At 60.5% G+C, this 15,408-nt stretch carries 13 protein-coding genes; 8 read left to right on the top strand and 5 right to left on the bottom strand.

Annotated elements, in window-relative coordinates; translation table 11 throughout:
- Positions 1 to 42 precede the first annotated feature (42 nt).
- The 5 genes from CPY51_RS12400 to CPY51_RS12380 all read left to right on the top strand — a co-directional run bounded on the left by CPY51_RS12400 (position 43) and on the right by CPY51_RS12380 (position 6,801).
- Positions 43 to 1,614 (top strand): amino acid permease, encoded by a 1,572-nt coding sequence (locus CPY51_RS12400; RefSeq protein ID WP_111160528.1) that lies wholly within the window; start codon positions 43 to 45, stop codon positions 1,612 to 1,614.
- Between the two features lie 114 nt (positions 1,615 to 1,728).
- Entirely contained in the window at positions 1,729 to 3,099 is a 1,371-nt protein-coding gene (locus tag CPY51_RS12395; RefSeq protein WP_111160527.1) for a glutamine synthetase family protein, read from the top strand.
- Between the two features lie 230 nt (positions 3,100 to 3,329).
- The gene (locus tag CPY51_RS12390; RefSeq protein WP_111160526.1) at positions 3,330 to 4,715 is read left to right on the top strand and encodes an aldehyde dehydrogenase family protein; all 1,386 of its coding nucleotides are present in this window, start codon (positions 3,330 to 3,332) and stop codon (positions 4,713 to 4,715) included.
- The gene (locus CPY51_RS12385; RefSeq protein ID WP_111160525.1) at positions 4,712 to 5,860 is read left to right on the top strand and encodes an iron-containing alcohol dehydrogenase; all 1,149 of its coding nucleotides are present in this window, start codon (positions 4,712 to 4,714) and stop codon (positions 5,858 to 5,860) included. The genes CPY51_RS12390 and CPY51_RS12385 overlap by 4 nt, the downstream gene beginning before the upstream one ends.
- A 224-nt stretch (positions 5,861 to 6,084) precedes the next feature.
- On the top strand, positions 6,085 to 6,801 hold the full coding sequence (locus CPY51_RS12380; RefSeq protein ID WP_111160524.1) for a ParA family protein: 717 nt from the start codon (positions 6,085 to 6,087) through the stop codon (positions 6,799 to 6,801).
- Positions 6,802 to 6,873: 72 nt separating this feature from the next.
- Here CPY51_RS12380 and CPY51_RS12375 read toward each other — a convergent pair whose 3' ends face one another.
- Positions 6,874 to 8,295 carry a L,D-transpeptidase gene (locus CPY51_RS12375; protein ID WP_111160523.1) on the bottom strand — a complete coding sequence of 474 codons (1,422 nt, stop codon included), beginning with the start codon at positions 8,293 to 8,295 and terminating at the stop codon, positions 6,874 to 6,876.
- Between the two features lie 278 nt (positions 8,296 to 8,573).
- Here CPY51_RS12375 and CPY51_RS12370 point away from each other — a divergent pair, with 278 nt between their 5' ends.
- From CPY51_RS12370 to CPY51_RS12360, 3 genes are all read left to right on the top strand, one after another.
- Positions 8,574 to 9,413, top strand: a complete 840-nt coding sequence (locus CPY51_RS12370; protein WP_111160522.1) for a DUF4432 family protein — start codon at positions 8,574 to 8,576, stop codon at positions 9,411 to 9,413.
- Between the two features lie 115 nt (positions 9,414 to 9,528).
- Positions 9,529 to 9,867: a protein tyrosine phosphatase family protein gene (locus CPY51_RS12365; RefSeq protein WP_111160521.1), complete on the top strand. Its 339-nt coding sequence runs from the start codon at positions 9,529 to 9,531 to the stop codon at positions 9,865 to 9,867.
- A 55-nt stretch (positions 9,868 to 9,922) separates the two neighbouring features.
- Entirely contained in the window at positions 9,923 to 10,267 is a 345-nt protein-coding gene (locus tag CPY51_RS12360) for a RidA family protein (RefSeq protein WP_111160520.1), read from the top strand.
- A gap of 210 nt (positions 10,268 to 10,477) precedes the next feature.
- Here CPY51_RS12360 and CPY51_RS12355 read toward each other — a convergent pair whose 3' ends face one another.
- The 4 genes from CPY51_RS12355 to CPY51_RS12340 are packed head-to-tail and all read right to left on the bottom strand — an operon-like array spanning position 10,478 to position 15,281.
- A complete protein-coding gene (locus tag CPY51_RS12355; protein ID WP_111160519.1) occupies positions 10,478 to 12,157 on the bottom strand; it encodes a thiamine pyrophosphate-binding protein in 1,680 nt (559 codons plus the stop codon).
- Positions 12,154 to 13,356, bottom strand: coding sequence for a succinate--glutarate CoA-transferase (gene caiB, locus CPY51_RS12350; RefSeq protein ID WP_111160518.1), 1,203 nt, complete (start codon positions 13,354 to 13,356; stop codon positions 12,154 to 12,156). Before caiB ends, CPY51_RS12355 begins: the two co-directional genes overlap by 4 nt.
- 18 nt (positions 13,357 to 13,374) lie before the next feature.
- The gene (locus CPY51_RS12345) at positions 13,375 to 14,334 is read right to left on the bottom strand and encodes a DMT family transporter (protein ID WP_111160517.1); all 960 of its coding nucleotides are present in this window, start codon (positions 14,332 to 14,334) and stop codon (positions 13,375 to 13,377) included.
- Complete coding sequence (locus CPY51_RS12340) at positions 14,331 to 15,281, bottom strand: alpha/beta hydrolase (protein ID WP_111160516.1); 951 nt, start codon at positions 15,279 to 15,281, stop codon at positions 14,331 to 14,333. Before CPY51_RS12340 ends, CPY51_RS12345 begins: the two co-directional genes overlap by 4 nt.
- Positions 15,282 to 15,408 lie beyond the last annotated feature (127 nt).

Raw genomic sequence — 15,408 nt, 5'->3', positions numbered from 1 at the left:
CCGTCCGCAATTCCGCGGATGATCTGTATTTAGGGGGCATTCATGTCGGACTATTCCGAAACAGACAAAAAGCAGGATGTGCATATCCTGCATTCCATGGGCTATGCCCAGGAACTCGAACGGCGCATGAGTTCGTTCTCGAACTTTGCCATCTCCTTCTCCATCATCTGCATCCTGTCAGGCGGCATCAATTCGCTGGCGCAGGCAACATCGGGTGCGGGTGGGGCTGCTATCGGCATCGGCTGGCCGATCGGTTGCCTGATCTCCGGCGTGTTCGCGCTTGCCATGGCGCAGATTTCGTCCGCCTATCCGACGGCGGGCGGGCTTTATCACTGGGGCTCCATCCTCGGCAACCGCTTCACCGGCTGGCTGACCGCGTGGCTCAATCTTCTCGGCCTCATCACGGTGCTCGGCGCCATCAATGCCGGCACCTGGGGCTTCTTTGCCGGCTCGATCGGTGGCTGGGTCGGCATGAATGTCGACACGACGACGTCTGCTGGCTTTGCCAACCAGATCATCTTCGTTGCCGTCATTACCGGCCTGCAGGCACTGATCAACCACTTCGGTATCAAGCTCACAGCAAAGCTGACCGACATGTCCGGCTATTTGATTTTCGGCGCCGCACTGGCACTGACGATCATTTGCCTGATCGGCGTCAAGGAGTGGGACATCAGCCGTATCTGGACCTTCACCAACTACTCCGGCACACCGGAAGGCGATGCTTCAGTCTGGCCGAAGACTGACAATATCTGGTACATCTTCGCCCTCGGCTTGTTGCTGCCGATCTACACGATCACCGGCTACGACGCCTCGGCGCATACGTCCGAAGAGACGATCAAGGCCTCGGTCTCGGTTCCTCGGGGCATGGTTTCGTCGGTCTGGTGGTCGTCCTTCTTCGGCTACATCATGCTGGTCGCCTTCCTGCTTGCCATCCCGAACATGGACGACGCGTCCAAGCAGGGCTGGAACGTGTTCTTCTGGACGATCGACAGCATCACCAACCCCGTTGTCGCGAAGCTCCTCTATATCGCGATCTTCGTGTCGCAGTTCCTCTGCGGCCTTGCGACCGTAACCTCCGCATCGCGCATGATCTACGCCTTCTCGCGTGATGGCGGCCTGCCGTTCTCCAAGGCGCTCGCCAGCGTCAGCAAGTCGTATCGTACGCCTTCGGTTGCCATCTGGACCGCCGGCGTGCTTTCGGTGCTGTTCGTCTGGGGCGCTTCGCTCGTCACGATCGCCGGTTCGTCGGCTTACACGATCGTCGTCTCTTGCACGGTCATCTTCCTGTTCCTTTCCTTCGCCGTGCCGATCGTGCTCGGCATCAAGGCGATCGGAACGGCGAAATGGCCGGTCATGGGTCCGTGGAACATGGGGATCGGTCTCTATCGCGTCGTGGCGTGCCTCGTCATTCTCGCCATGGCGATCATCTTCATCATCGGCGTGCAGCCTCCGAACCAATGGGCGCTCTACATCACCATCGGCTTCCTGGTGCTGACCGCGATCGTATGGTTCGCCTTTGAAAAGCGTCGTTTCCTCGGCCCGCCGATCGGCGACATGATCGCCAAGCGCCAGGCGGCGATCGCTGCCACCGAACGCGCCATCGGCGAATCGTAGACCACATTGAACCGATCAGACGGGGCCGCGATCCTGCGGCCCCGATTTGGCTTGCAGACCCGGTCGCGCCGGCCTCGAGCCCATATTTCTTCAAGTCTTTCAGGCGGATCAATCATGAGCACCAGCTATACGTTCGACGACCTCAAGAAGGATGTTGCCGAAGGGCGCATCGACACGGTTCTGGCATGTCAGGTGGACATGCAGGGACGACTGATGGGGAAGAGATTCCAGGCCGAATTCTTCATCGACAGCGCCTGGAAGGAGACGCATAGCTGCAACTATCTGCTGGCAACCGACATGGAGATGGAAACCGTCTCCGGCTACAAGTCGACAAGCTGGGAAAAGGGCTATGGCGACTACACGATAAAGCCCGACCTTTCGACCCTTCGCCGGACGCCCTGGTTGGAAGGCACCGCGCTCGTACTTTGCGACATCATAGATCATCACACGCATGAGGAAGTGCCGCATTCGCCGCGGGCCATCCTGAAGAAACAGGTCAAGCGCCTTGAAGCGATGGGCATGAAGGCGTTCATGGCCACGGAACTGGAGTTCTTCCTGTTCGACCAGACCTATGAACAGGCACAGGCATCAGGCTATCGCAATCTTGCGCTCGCTAGCGCCTATAACGAGGACTACCACATCTTCCAGACGACCAAGGAAGAGGATGTGATGCGCGCCATCCGCAAGGGCCTGCAGGGTGCCGATATTCCGATCGAGAATACCAAGGGCGAGGCGTCTGCAGGGCAGGAAGAAATCAATGTTCGCTACGCTGACGCGCTGACCATGGCCGACCGGCATGTGATCATCAAGAACGGCAGCAAGGAGATCGCCTGGGCCAAGGGCAAGGCCATCACCTTCCTTGCGAAGTGGAGTTACACCTCCGCCGGCAGTTCGTCGCACATCCACCAGTCGCTCTGGAGCGCCGACGGCAAGGACTCGCTGTTCTTTGACAAGGGTGAAGAGCATGGCATGACACCGCTGATGAAGAACTATGTCGCGGGTCTCCTCTCGCATGCGAGCGAAATCACCTATTTCCTTGCTCCCTATATCAACTCCTACAAGCGCTTCATGGCCGGCACCTTTGCGCCGACCAAGGCGATCTGGAGCACAGACAATCGCACGGCCGGCTATCGCCTCTGCGGCGCCGATACCAAGGGCATCCGCATCGAGTGCCGCGTTGGCGGCTCCGACCTCAATCCCTATCTTGCCTTCGCGGCGCTTCTTGCCGCCGGCATTAACGGCATCGAGAACAAGCTCGAACTTGAGGCTCCCTTCGTCGGCGACGCCTATGGTGCCCGCGAGGTTCGGGAGATTCCGCGGACACTTCGGCACGCGACGGTTGAAATGACGCAATCGAAGATGCTCCGCGCCGCCTTCGGCGACGACGTCATCGACCACTACACGCGGGCTGCCGAATGGGAACAGGAACAATATGACAGCCGTATCACCGACTGGGAAGTTGCGCGGGGGTTTGAGCGGGCTTAGATCTGTGGCGCAAAAGGCCCCTCATCCGGCCTGTCGGCCACCTTCTCCCCGTTTTGACGGGGAGAAGGTGATAGGCGCACCTTCTTTCGTCCCTTAACTGCCGTGGGGGACAAGGGTGCGGCAGCCACGATCGTCCCCTCTCCCCGCCTGCGGGGAGAGGGCTAGGGTGAGGGGCAATCCCACGCCGGAAACGAAATTTTTGTTTGTGAATAGAGAATAGGAATTCGATCATGAGCATGATCACATGCGTCTCCCCCGTGAATGGGGAAGTTTATGCGGAGCGCCCGGCATTGTCGCTGGATGCCGGCAAGGATGCGGTTGCGCGGGCGCGCAAGGCACAAAAGGATTGGGCTCGCCGTCCGCTTGAAGACCGCGTTCAGCTGGTGCTCAAGGGCGTTGCGCGGCTCAACGAGATGGCTGACGTCGTCGTGCCCGAGCTTGCCTGGCAGATGGGTCGGCCGATCAAGTATGGAGGCGAATATCGCGGTTTCAATGAGCGTTCGAACTATGTGGCCTCGATTGCAGCCGACGCGCTGGCGCCAATGGTTGTCGAGAGCAGCGCCAGCTTCGAGCGTCGTATCGAGCGTGAGCCGCACGGGGTCGTCTTCGTCATCGCGCCGTGGAATTATCCCTATATGACGGCGATCAACACGGTGGCGCCGGCGCTGATGGCCGGCAATACCGTCATACTCAAGCATGCAAGCCAGACGCTGCTTGTCGGCGAGCGGCTGGTGCAGGCGTTCGTCGAGGTCGGTGTGCCCGCTGACGTGTTCCAGAACGTCTTCCTTGATCACGAGACGACCTCGGCGCTGATCGCTGCCGGCAGTTTCAACTTCATCAATTTCACCGGCTCGGTCGAAGGCGGCCGCACGATGGAGCGGGCGGCAGCCGGCACCTTCACCGGGCTCGGGCTTGAGCTTGGCGGCAAGGACCCTGGCTATGTCATGGAAGACGCCGATCTCGACGCGGCGGTCGATACGCTGATGGACGGCGCGACATTCAACTCCGGCCAATGCTGCTGCGGCATCGAGCGCATCTATGTGCATGAATCTCTCTACGACTCCTTCGTCGAGAAGTCGGTCGCCTGGGTGTCGAACTATAAGCTCGGAAATCCGCTCGATCCCGAGACATCACTCGGCCCGATGGCGCACAAGCGCTTCGCCAAGGTTGTTCGCGACCAGATAGCCGATGCGGTTGCCAAGGGCGCCAAGGCGCTGGTCGATCCCAAGCTGTTCCCGGCCGATGACGGCGGCGCGTATCTGGCGCCGCAGATCCTGGTCAATGTGGATCACTCCATGGCGTTCATGCGCGAGGAGACCTTTGGGCCGGCAGTCGGCATCATGAAGGTCAAGAGCGATGCGGAAGCGCTCGAACTGATGAATGACAGCCCCTACGGCCTGACCGCTTCGCTCTGGACCAAGGACAGCGAACGTGCCGCAAGGCTTGGCCGCGAAATCGAGACCGGCACAGTCTTCATGAACCGCGCCGACTATCTCGACCCGGCGCTCTGCTGGACAGGCGTCAAGGAAACCGGCCGTGGCGGCTCGCTTTCCGTTATCGGCTTCCACAATCTGACGCGTCCGAAATCCTACCATCTGAAGAAAGTCACAGCATGACCAACATCACAGCCAACTGGAGCTATCCGACAGCAGTCAAGCTCGGCCGCGGCCGGATAAAGGAACTGGCGGACGCCTGCAAGAGCCTCGGTATCAAGAAGCCGCTGCTGGTGACGGACCGGGGCCTCGCGTCAATGGCGATCACCACGAATGCGCTCGACATTCTGGAAGAGGCAGGCCTCGGACGCGCCATCTTTGCCGACGTCGATCCCAATCCGAACGAGAAGAACCTCGAAGCCGGCGTCAAGGCGTTCAAGGATGGTGGCCATGACGGCGTTGTTGCCTTCGGTGGCGGATCCGGTCTCGACCTTGGCAAGTGCGTCGCCTTCATGGCCGGCCAGACACGGCCGGTCTGGGATTTCGAGGATATCGGCGACTGGTGGACCCGCGCCAGCGTCGAGGGCATTGCGCCGATTGTCGCCGTGCCGACGACTGCGGGCACAGGCTCCGAAGTGGGCCGCGCCAGCGTCATCACCAATTCGGTGACGCATGTGAAGAAGATCATCTTCCATCCGAAGTTCCTGCCGGGCGTCGTCATTGCCGATCCGGAACTGACCGTCGGCATGCCGAAGATCATCACTGCCGGTACCGGCATGGATGCCTTCGCACATTGCCTGGAAGCCTATTCTTCGCCGTTCTATCATCCGATGTCGGCCGGCATTGCGCTGGAGGGCATGCGGCTCGTGAAGGAATACCTGCCGCGCGCCTACAAGGAAGGTACCGATCTCGAGGCTCGCGCCAACATGATGGCCGCCGCCGCCATGGGCGCGGTCGCCTTCCAGAAGGGCCTCGGGGCCATCCACGCGCTATCGCACCCGATCGGCGCGGTCTACAACACTCATCACGGCATGACCAATGCCGTCGTCATGCCGGCAGTCCTGCGCTTCAACCGCAAGGTGATCGAAGAAAAGATCGCCCGGGCTGCCGCGTATCTGGGTATTTCAGGCGGCTTCGACGGCTTTTACGACTACGTGCTGGCGCTGCGCTCCGAGCTCGGCGTTCCCGAGAACCTCACCGCGATGGGTATTGCAAGCGACCGGATCGACGAGTTGTCGGCGATGGCGATCGAGGATCCGAGTGCCGGGGGCAATCCTGTCGCACTGACGCTCGAAAACACCAAGGCACTTTTCCGCGATTGCTTCTGATCTATTTCATTCACTTCAAGGCGGACCAGAAGGGCCCGGGATGCATCTGCACCCCGGGCTTTTTGCTGCACGAAACGACCGGCGAGGGACGGTCAGAAGTAGTGATGCTAAATTAGGGTGCAACCGTTTGCACTTTGTTAACCATAATTCGAAAGAATGTATTAATCGCACCATGATCCCGAGGTGCCTAAAGGAGCGATGTCGAAGCTCCCAGAGGATCGACAATGGCCACCATCACATTCGCAAACACCAAAGGCGGAGCAGGCAAGACGACGGCTGTCCTGCTTCTATCGACCGAACTGGCACGACGGGGCTATCGTGTGACGATACTCGATGCCGATCCGCAGCACTGGATCTCCCGCTGGCATGAAATCTCCGGTCCGGTTCCGAACATATCGGTGATCGATTTTGTCACCACGACCTCGCTGCCGATCCATCTGAAGGAAGAGAAGGACAAGGCCGATTATTTCATCATCGACCTTCCCGGTGCGAGGGATACGCTTCTGGCAACCGCCATCGGCCTTTCGGATCACGTTCTGGTCCCGATACAGGGCTGTGCAATGGATGCGCGCGGCGGAGCGCAGGTGCTGGAATTGCTGCACTGTCTGGCGCAGCGGGCGGGGATCCGCATTGCCCATTCGGTGGTGCTGACACGTGTCAACCCGCTGGTAACCACGCGGGCGCTGCAAACTGTGAAGGATCTCCTGTCTGAGCGGCAGGTGTCGGTGCTCGAAACGGCGATCGTCGAGCGCGCTGCCTTCCGGGACATCTTCGACTGCGGCGGGACACTGGAGACGATGCACCCGAGCCGCGTCAGCAATCTCGACAAGGCGCAGGAAAACGCCTGCGCGTTTGCCGAGGAGATGATGCGGATTGTGCCTGTTCGTCTGACGGCTTCAGCAAGTAGCCTCGGCTACGACCCGATAAGAAGCGCCGCTTGAAAATAGAGTACAATAGAAAGGGCCGCTGGAGTTTTGCTCCGGCGGCCTTTTGTCTTTATATTTCAACCCACCCTATTCGACGAATTCGACTGTGACACCCGGCTTGACCATCTTGGCAAGCTCGTTGGCATCCCAGTTTGTCAGGCGAACGCAGCCGTGACTTTGGGATTTGCCGATCTTTGATGGATCGGGCGTGCCGTGGATGCCGTAGGTCGGCTTCGAAAGCGCCATCCAGACATTGCCGACAGGGCCGTTCGGGCCGGGCGGGATGTCCAGAATCTTGTCGTTGCCGGCCTGCTTGAAATTGATCTTCGGATTGTAGGTGTAGCCCGGATTGAAAGCGACGCGCTCGACAGTGACCGTGCCAGACGGCGAGGGGGTGTCGGTCGAGCCGATGCTTGCCGGATAGGCTGCCAGCAATGCGCCGTTGGCGTCATAGGCGAAGACTTGTTTCTTACCCTTGTCCGCGACGATGCGGGCAACGACTCCGGTCTTCGGCGGGCCTGGATCGATCACTTTTATCGTCGTTCCAGGGATTGTGAAGTCGACGCCCTTGTTAATTTCCTTCAGATATCCCTCGTCCATGTGGAAGCGCTCGGCGAGCATTTCGGTCGTCGACGTGTAACCAAGCGATGAAAGCGTTGCTTTCTGGGCGTAGTCTTCGGGGATTTCGGCAACATAAGGACCAGCAGCATCCGCCGGGGTGATCGTGTAGCTGGTAATCGGCATGCCGCCGGAATTGCGAAGCTGCTCAAGGATCGAGTCGGTGTCGTTCGGGTCGAGCGTCTGTCCGGTCATCTGCTGGTAGGCGTATATCGCCTTCGTGACGTTGCCGCCCATGCGGCCATCGATGGCGCCAGGCGAGATTCCCTGGCGATCGAGGAACACCTCAAGCGCGGTGATCTCCATCTTGGATTTGTTCTTTAGCGTGATGACGGGCTGCTGGGCAGGCGGCTGCGTAACCGGTGGCGGCTGCTGCTGAGGGTCCAGCGAAGCGTAGCTGTTGTCGCCATTCGGGTCGTTGGGATCGGTCGCAAGTTGGTCGTCGAGGGGGAGGCGCTGGACAGAACTTTCGCGCGGTATCCCACCGGTGATCGCGCCGGGCTCGGCCTGGCCATAGCCGTCATTGACGCCGTAGCCCCTGTTGTTGTCGAAGCGGGTATCGCCGTAGCGATCGCCATCGCCATTGTCCTGATATCCGCCATTGTATGCGTCGCGCACCGGCGGCTTCGGGTAATAGGTGCTGGCCCGCATTTCTGTGGCGATCAGATTGCCGCTGCGATCGATAAGCACGCGTCGGCCGCGACGATCGCGGGCGACGGTGACATCACCCTCCTCGGGTATCTGATTAAGGATCCGGCCGTCAGGCGCTACCAGAACCACATCACCATTTCCCCGGCCATAGAATTGCTGCGCATCGGCATCGAGCGAGGCGACGGTAAACGCCGTGACCATCGCAGCCAGGGAAATGCTCGTCCTCAAGAATCGGTTCACGTCTGGGTCTTCCTTGATCAGTGGTCCGGCACACACACATTGGAATTTTGACACCAGTGTGGAATTTCACGCATCATACTGAATAAAAGATAAAAAATTACGATTGCATGGATAGCGTCTTAACGTTCGGTAATCCAAATGGTTTCGTAGTGGTTGCAGGTCGTTCCATCAGGTTGCGCAACTATGGTTAACTTGGAGTAAAGGCGCACCTTTCCCCGTTGACGCGAAGCGTCGCTCGTCTTAACGCTGCTGCCGCGTCGACAGGGGAGATGAGGCCGATGATTGACTTCGCAGCTGACAAGGGTCCGAAGCTCACGCTGGACGAAGGTTCGGCGATGGACGTTGGCGCCTGCATCGTCGAGGGTGTGGATCTCTCACCCGGCAAGGCCGTTCCCGACGACGGCGACGCCAGGATTTCGCACTCCGTCGAGGGCTTCCTCTTCACCTGCGGCCCGGATCACATTCGTCATCCGGAGCCAATGAGCGCGGAATTCGGCGGCCAGAAATATCCCCTGCATGGGTCTTTTTCAGCGAGCCCCGCGAAAGTGCTGTGGACACGGCTTGAAAACGGCAATGCGGAATGCCGCGCCGATGTCGATCTTGTCGGCGCAGAAGGTCGCCCATTCCGGCTGGAGCGTCATTGGCGGATCGACGGGGCGACCGGCGAGGTGCACCTGACCGACCGCGTCATCAATACCGGCGACGAGGCTGCGCCAGTCTTCCTGATGTACCACATGAATATCGGCGGCAAATGGTTCGACGACGGAGTGCGCCTGACGGGGCAGATGCTCGAAGGCGGCGGCTTCCCCTGGACCTTTGGCGAGGAGCTTGGCGGCCTGTTCTGCGTGCCTTCGCCGGCAACTGATGGGAAATGGACCGAAGTCGCGCTCGGGCCGATCGCGGCGATTGGCGGCAAGACCCTTAGGGTTCGCTTCGATGCAGAAACGCTGCCCTTCCTGCAGGTCTGGCGCAACCAGAAAGCACCGGCGCATGTGCTTGGCATAGAGCCGGTTTCTCATCGCTGGGTCTCTCGGGCGGAGCTTGAGGCGGCGGGCGAATTCAATATTCTCCAGCCGGGCGAAAGCCGCAATTTCGCGCTCAGCTTCGCATTTGTATAGCCTGCGGCCGCAACGGGGGCGGGCGGTTGACGCTCGCTTTCCCCCGGCGTAGATCAGTGGCCGAGGTTTTGCAGAGCCCTGTGCGAGGGCCTGCGGTTTCAAAGAGGGATGAAGCATGGATATCCGCAAGATCGATGACCAATACTCGGTTTCCGGCCAGATCACCGTCGATGACCTCGATGAGATCAAGGCGATGGGGTTCCAGTCGATTGTCTGCCATCGTCCCGACCACGAAAGCCCGGATCAGCCGTTTTTCGACGATATCGCCGCACGCGCCGAAGAACTCGGCATGATGATCGCTCATGTCCCGGTCGGACCGATGGGCGTCACCGAAGATGCGGTGGTAAGCATGGTCGATGCGCTCGACGAATTCCCACGTCCCATGCTCGGCTACTGCCGCTCCGGCGCACGCTCGACGGCGATCTACCAGAGATCCGAGCATATGCGGACGTAAATTCCGTATCGCGACGGCTACTATTTACAAATACCGATAGCTTCAGGAGAGAATAATGAGCATCAAGCGCATCGACAGCGGCCCGCGCATGAGCGGCGCCGTCATCCATGGCAACACCATCTATCTGGCGGGCCAGGTCGGCGAGGGCGAAAGCGTTACCGATCAGTGCAAATCGGCACTGGCCGAAGTCGACCGCCTGCTGGCCGCCGCCGGCAGCAGCAAGGCGAAAGTCCTGCAGACGCTGATCTACCTCTCCGACATCGCGTACTTCGCCGAGATGAACGCCGCCTGGGAAGCCTGGGTCGACCCGGCCAACACGCCAGCCCGCGCCACCAGCGAAGCAAAGCTGGCCGCACCGAAGTACAAGGTCGAATTCATCGTCACCGCGGCTCTTGATTGATCAGAGCGACAATTGTGTCTTAAGCCGGTGGATGAGAGCTCAACGGCTTAGGCTGCTGATAAGGCCTCCAATTTCTCCGTCATGCTCGGGCTTGTCCCGAGCATCTGCATCTGCTGATTAATGGAATGGAGCAGATCCTCGGCACAAGGCCGAGGATGACGTCGAACAAGGAGCATGCTTTGTCAACGAACTAAGCCGGTGGGTGCAAGCTTACCGGCTTCTTGCTGCCGCGGAAATTTCGCTCAGCGTTCGTGTCGGTGTGATCGCTTCCGGGTCCAGCACGATTTCGATGATCGAGGGCTTGCCGCTTGCGCGGGCCCGTTCGAAGGCCGGGCCGAACTCCGCGGTCGCCTTGACCGTCTCGCCATGGCCGCCATAGGCACGCGCGAGCGCGGCAAAGTCGGGGTTCACCAGTGCGGTACCGCTGACCCGACCCGGATAGTCGCGCTCCTGATGCATGCGTATCGTGCCGTACATTCCGTTGTTGATGACGAGCGCGATCAGCGGCAGGCCGTATTGCACCGCAGTCGCGAATTCCTGGCCGTGCATCATGAAGCAGCCGTCGCCGGCAAAGCAGATGACTTCACGCTCCGGAAAAAGCTGCTTGGCGGCGACCGCCGCCGGCAGGCCATAGCCCATCGATCCTGAGGCTGGTCCTGCCTGAGTGTTGAACTTACGGAAGCGATGGAAGCGATGGAGCCAGGTGGCGTAATTGCCGGCGCCGTTGGTGAAGATGGTATCCGGTGCCGTGTTTGCCTCGATCCAGTCCATGATCCGGCCCATATGGACAGTGCCAGGGCTTGTTTCCGGCGTGGTCGACCATTTGAGATAAGCCGCGTGCATTCGCTCCGTCCGCTCAGCCCAGCGCGGTTCGGCAGGGGCGGCGAAGGCGACTGGCGTCGCGAGATCGGCGAGTGCAGCGACGAAGCTCGCGGGATCTGCGCAGATCGCCAGATCGGGGCGATAGACGCGGCCGAGCTCCGAGGCGTCGGGATGGACATGCACCAGCGACTGCTGGGGGTAGGGGATGTCCATCAACGTATAGCCTGAGGAGGGCATTTCCGAAAAGCGGCCGCCGAGAAGGATGAGGAGATCCGCCTCCTTCACCTCTTTTGCCAGCGCCGGATTGATGCCGATGCCGACATCGCCGGCATAGGACGGATGGAGGTGATCGAACAGCATTTGCCGGCGGAAGGAGCAGCCGACCGGCAACTGGAAGCGTTCCGCAAAATCCTTGATGTCGGCGACAGCGTGCTCATCCCAGCGCGTGCCGCCAAGGACGATCATCGGTCGCTCGGCGGCGATCAACCTGAGGTAGAGGTCGTCGATCTGGGTTTTGCCGGGATGGCTCTCGACCGGCATGTAGCGCCTGGCATGCGGTGCCTCGACCATGTCGCGGAGCATATCCTCGGGCAGCGTCAGCACGACCGGGCCTGGCCGCCCGGACGTCGCGACCGCGAAGGCGCGAGTGACGAATTCCGGGATGCGGGCGGCATCGTCGATCTCGCCGACCCATTTGGCGAACTCGGTCAAGGCGCGGCGGTATTCTACTTCCTGGAATGCCTCGCGCTCGCGGGCGTCGCGCTGGACCTGGCCGATGAACAGGATCATCGGGATCGAGTCCTGGCGGGCAATGTGCAGGCCTGCGGAAGCGTTCGTTGCGCCCGGACCACGGGTGACCATGCAAATTCCAGGCTCGCCTGTCAGCCGGCCCCAGGTATCGGCCATCATCGCGGCTCCGCCTTCCTGGCGGCACACGATGACTTCGATGTCGCTATCGTGCAGCGCGTCGAGGACGGCGAGGAAGCTTTCGCCGGGAACGCAGGAGATGCGCCTGACACCATTTGCCTTCAGGGCTTCGACGATGAGCTGGCCGCCGGTGCGTTTCATGACTTTGCCTTTCTTTCGAGGTCTGCCAGTTCGGCCAGGACCTCCTCTTGATGTTCGCCGAGACGCGGGCTTGGCCTGATATAGCGCAGCGGCGTTTCCGACAGCACGACCGGCGTGCGGACGCCGGGGATGCTCGTCCCGGCAGCGTCCGTGAGATCGATCCGCAATTTGCGGGCGACGACCTGCGGGTCGGCGAACATTTCCTCGATGGTGTTAATCGGGCCTGATGGCACCCCGTTCTGTTCGCAAAGACGGAGGAGCTCGGCTTTTGTCCATTTCAGCGTTTCCGTCGAGACGAACCGGCGAACTTCGATGCGATTGGCGACGCGGGCCTTGTTGGTCGCAAAACGTTCGTCACTGGCGATCGCCTCTATGCCGAGAAGAGTGCACAGCCGGCGAAACTGGCCGTCATTGCCGATGGCGAGGATGAGAAAGCCATCCGTAACCGGCACGACCTCGTAGGGGGAGATGTTGGGATGGGCATTGCCAAGGCGCTCAGGAGCCTTGCCGGAGATCAGGTAGTTCATGTTCTGATTGGCAAGGACGGCGGACTGGACGTCGAGCAGCGCCATGTCGACCAACTGGCCTTCGCCCGTCTTCAGCGCATGGATCAGGGCGGCCTCGATGGCGGCTACCGCATAGATGCCCGTGAAGACATCGGCAATGGCGACACCCGCCTTCATCGGCTGGCCGTCCGGCTCTCCGGTGATCGACATGAAGCCCGACATGCCCTGGACGATATAGTCGTAGCCGGCAAGCTCGGCATAGGGGCCGCTCTGGCCGAAGCCTGTTATCGAGCAGTAGACCAGCTTCGGGTTGATCTTCCTGAGGCTTTCATAATCGAGGCCGTATTTGACGAGGCCCCCGAGCTTGAAATTCTCGATCAGCACATCCGATGTGATTGCCAGCCGGCGGACGAGGGATTGGCCTTCCTCCGTCTTCAGGTCTGCGGTGACGGAGCGCTTGCCGCGATTGGCGGAGTGATAATAGGCGGCCGACAGATTCTCGCCGTCCTTGCCCTCGACGAAGGGAGGTCCCCATTGCCGCGTATCGTCGCCACCATCGGGATTTTCCACCTTGATGACATCGGCGCCGAGATCGGCCAGCATCTGCCCCGCCCAGGGACCGGCAAGGACCCGGGCAAGCTCAAGGACGCGGATGCCGGCAAGGGGAGGTTTTTTCATTGTCTTGTTCGTCATGTCATTCCAGATCGGCGCTCATGGCGCCCGAATTGCCTCAGATGTATCGGATACGGGCTTCGATGCAAAGCGCCGCTCGCGCCATAGAATGTAGAATCCGGACCCCATGATGATGATGATGCCGAGCCATTTGATGGCGTCCGGGAAGTCTCCGAACACCAGCCAAGCAAAGATCGTCGCCGAGACGATCTCGAAATATTGCAGCGGCGCGAGAGTGGACGCGGGAGCCGAACGATAGGCATAGACGCCGAGAATGCCGGATATCGCCGCCATCGCGCCGACGCCTGCGAGATAGAGAAAGGCGACGCTTCCCGGCATGACCGGGTCGACAATGTCGGAGCCTGTCCCCCGGCCGAGGAGCAGAATGACCGCGCAGAAGAGCAATCCCCACAGGCCCATCTGAAACTGCATCGACCAGGGGTCTTCCCGATGTGACAACACCCGGGTCATGAGGGCGAAAATCGCGATGCAGAGGGCGCTGACAACAGGCAGGAGCGCGACGTAGCCGACCTCCTCGAAGCTCGGCTGGATGATCAGCATCGCGCCGAAAAAGCCGACGCCGCAGGCGGTGTAGCGCCGCCAGCCGATAGTTTCTTTGAGAAAGATGCTGCCGAGGATGGTCAGCATGATCGGCTCGACGAAGAAAATGGCGATGGCATCGGCGACGGCCATGTATTTCAGCGTCGTGACGAAGGACACCATCGAAACCGTGATAATGGCGCCGCGGATCGCATGGAAGACGCTCTGCCGCCACGAAAAATCAGCCCATGTCCGCCGCCAGAGCACGATCGGGAGCATGCAGAGCGCCTGCACGGCAAAGCGCGCGGCGGTTATTTCGGCTGATGGAACGGTGACGATGGCGAGCTTGGCGAAGATATCGATGATCGGCGAGACCATAACCGACAAGAACATCAGAGTGAGGCCCATGGTCACCTCGGAGTTGGGCGACGCTGAACGGACGGAGTTGCTGCTGCTCATTTGAGGCCTTCTGCTGGCGACCGTGCGACTGACCGGTCGCACCAATCCGCGAATGACGATATCGCCTCGTCGGCACCGATCTCATTCAGGGTTTCGTGCCGCATGTCGGGGTAAATCTCGGTCGTGATATGGGAGAAACCATGACGTTTCAAATGGTTTGCCAGCCAGGTCACGGCTTTTCCCCACTCCGTCGCCGGATCCTTTCCGCCGCCGACCAGATGGATCGGCAAGCCCCTGGGCAATCTCTCGAGTTGGGCTTTCTGCGGAGCGCGGAACGTCATTTCAAAAAGATCCAGCCACAGCGACACGGAAGCGTCGAAGCCGCAGAGGGGATCGGCGATGTACTTATCCACTTCGTCCGCGTCGCGGGAAAGCCAGTCGAAATCTGTCCGGCGATCTGGGACCGACCGCGCCCAGGTGCCGAAGGTGAGCTTCGGCAGGATGGCGCTTGGCACGTCCGATCCCTTCAGCATCCGCTCTGTCTTAAGGATGAGCTGCGCCAGGCGACCCGAGAGGCCGGGGTTGAAATTTGCATTCCACACCGCAACTGCATCGAATTTCTCCGGGCAGGCAATCACCGTGTTGAGGCTGACAAGGCCGCCCATGGAGTGGCCGAAGAGAATGACCGGCAATCCCGGATGGGCGGCGACGGCGTGATCGCGTATGGCAAGGACGTCCTCGACCACCCGACTTGCGCCGTCGCGTCGCGCGAACAGGCCGATCGGGGCATCCGCCGCTCTGGTTTCGCCATGGCCGCGATGGTCATGGGCATAGACGTGGTAGCCTCGCTTTCCCAGCGCTTCGGCGAAACGCGAATAGCGCCTGGAATGCTCTGCAAGTCCATGGCAGACAAGGAGAATCCCGCGGGCCTCGCCATCAGGAGCGGCGTGATGAAACGCAAGCGTCGCGCCTGTCCGGCTGTCGCGCCAGCTTGTTTCCCCGAACATGCAACCCTCCTCCGACTTGAGCGCGACAAAAAGCCATCGGGCGCCGATTTGCAATGGCGGCCGGCACACCAGAACAAAATATTCATGTCGGTGCGATTCAGGGTTGCGAATATCAGAGCAAGCTGCT

This window comes from Arminella tubonensis, from assembly GCF_003240585.1.
In the GTDB taxonomy this organism is placed as follows: domain Bacteria; phylum Pseudomonadota; class Alphaproteobacteria; order Rhizobiales; family Rhizobiaceae; genus Rhizobium; species Rhizobium tubonense.
The sequence above is the reverse complement of the archived record's forward strand: the minus strand, read 5'-3'. Positions and strand labels throughout refer to the sequence as shown.

What these genes read in the sequence shown, in the direction of transcription:
- CPY51_RS12365 (WP_111160521.1), top strand. Translation starts at nt 9,529, where the DNA reads ATGGATATCCGCAAGATCGATGACCAATACTCGGTTTCCGGCCAGATC.
- CPY51_RS12360 (WP_111160520.1), top strand. Translation starts at nt 9,923, where the DNA reads ATGAGCATCAAGCGCATCGACAGCGGCCCGCGCATGAGCGGCGCCGTC.
- CPY51_RS12370 (WP_111160522.1), top strand. Translation starts at nt 8,574, where the DNA reads ATGATTGACTTCGCAGCTGACAAGGGTCCGAAGCTCACGCTGGACGAA.
- CPY51_RS12390 (WP_111160526.1), top strand. Translation starts at nt 3,330, where the DNA reads ATGAGCATGATCACATGCGTCTCCCCCGTGAATGGGGAAGTTTATGCG.
- caiB (WP_111160518.1), bottom strand. Translation starts at nt 13,356, where the DNA reads ATGACGAACAAGACAATGAAAAAACCTCCCCTTGCCGGCATCCGCGTC.
- CPY51_RS12355 (WP_111160519.1), bottom strand. Translation starts at nt 12,157, where the DNA reads ATGAAACGCACCGGCGGCCAGCTCATCGTCGAAGCCCTGAAGGCAAAT.
- CPY51_RS12345 (WP_111160517.1), bottom strand. Translation starts at nt 14,334, where the DNA reads ATGAGCAGCAGCAACTCCGTCCGTTCAGCGTCGCCCAACTCCGAGGTG.
- CPY51_RS12340 (WP_111160516.1), bottom strand. Translation starts at nt 15,281, where the DNA reads ATGTTCGGGGAAACAAGCTGGCGCGACAGCCGGACAGGCGCGACGCTT.
- CPY51_RS12385 (WP_111160525.1), top strand. Translation starts at nt 4,712, where the DNA reads ATGACCAACATCACAGCCAACTGGAGCTATCCGACAGCAGTCAAGCTC.
- CPY51_RS12380 (WP_111160524.1), top strand. Translation starts at nt 6,085, where the DNA reads ATGGCCACCATCACATTCGCAAACACCAAAGGCGGAGCAGGCAAGACG.
- CPY51_RS12395 (WP_111160527.1), top strand. Translation starts at nt 1,729, where the DNA reads ATGAGCACCAGCTATACGTTCGACGACCTCAAGAAGGATGTTGCCGAA.
- CPY51_RS12400 (WP_111160528.1), top strand. Translation starts at nt 43, where the DNA reads ATGTCGGACTATTCCGAAACAGACAAAAAGCAGGATGTGCATATCCTG.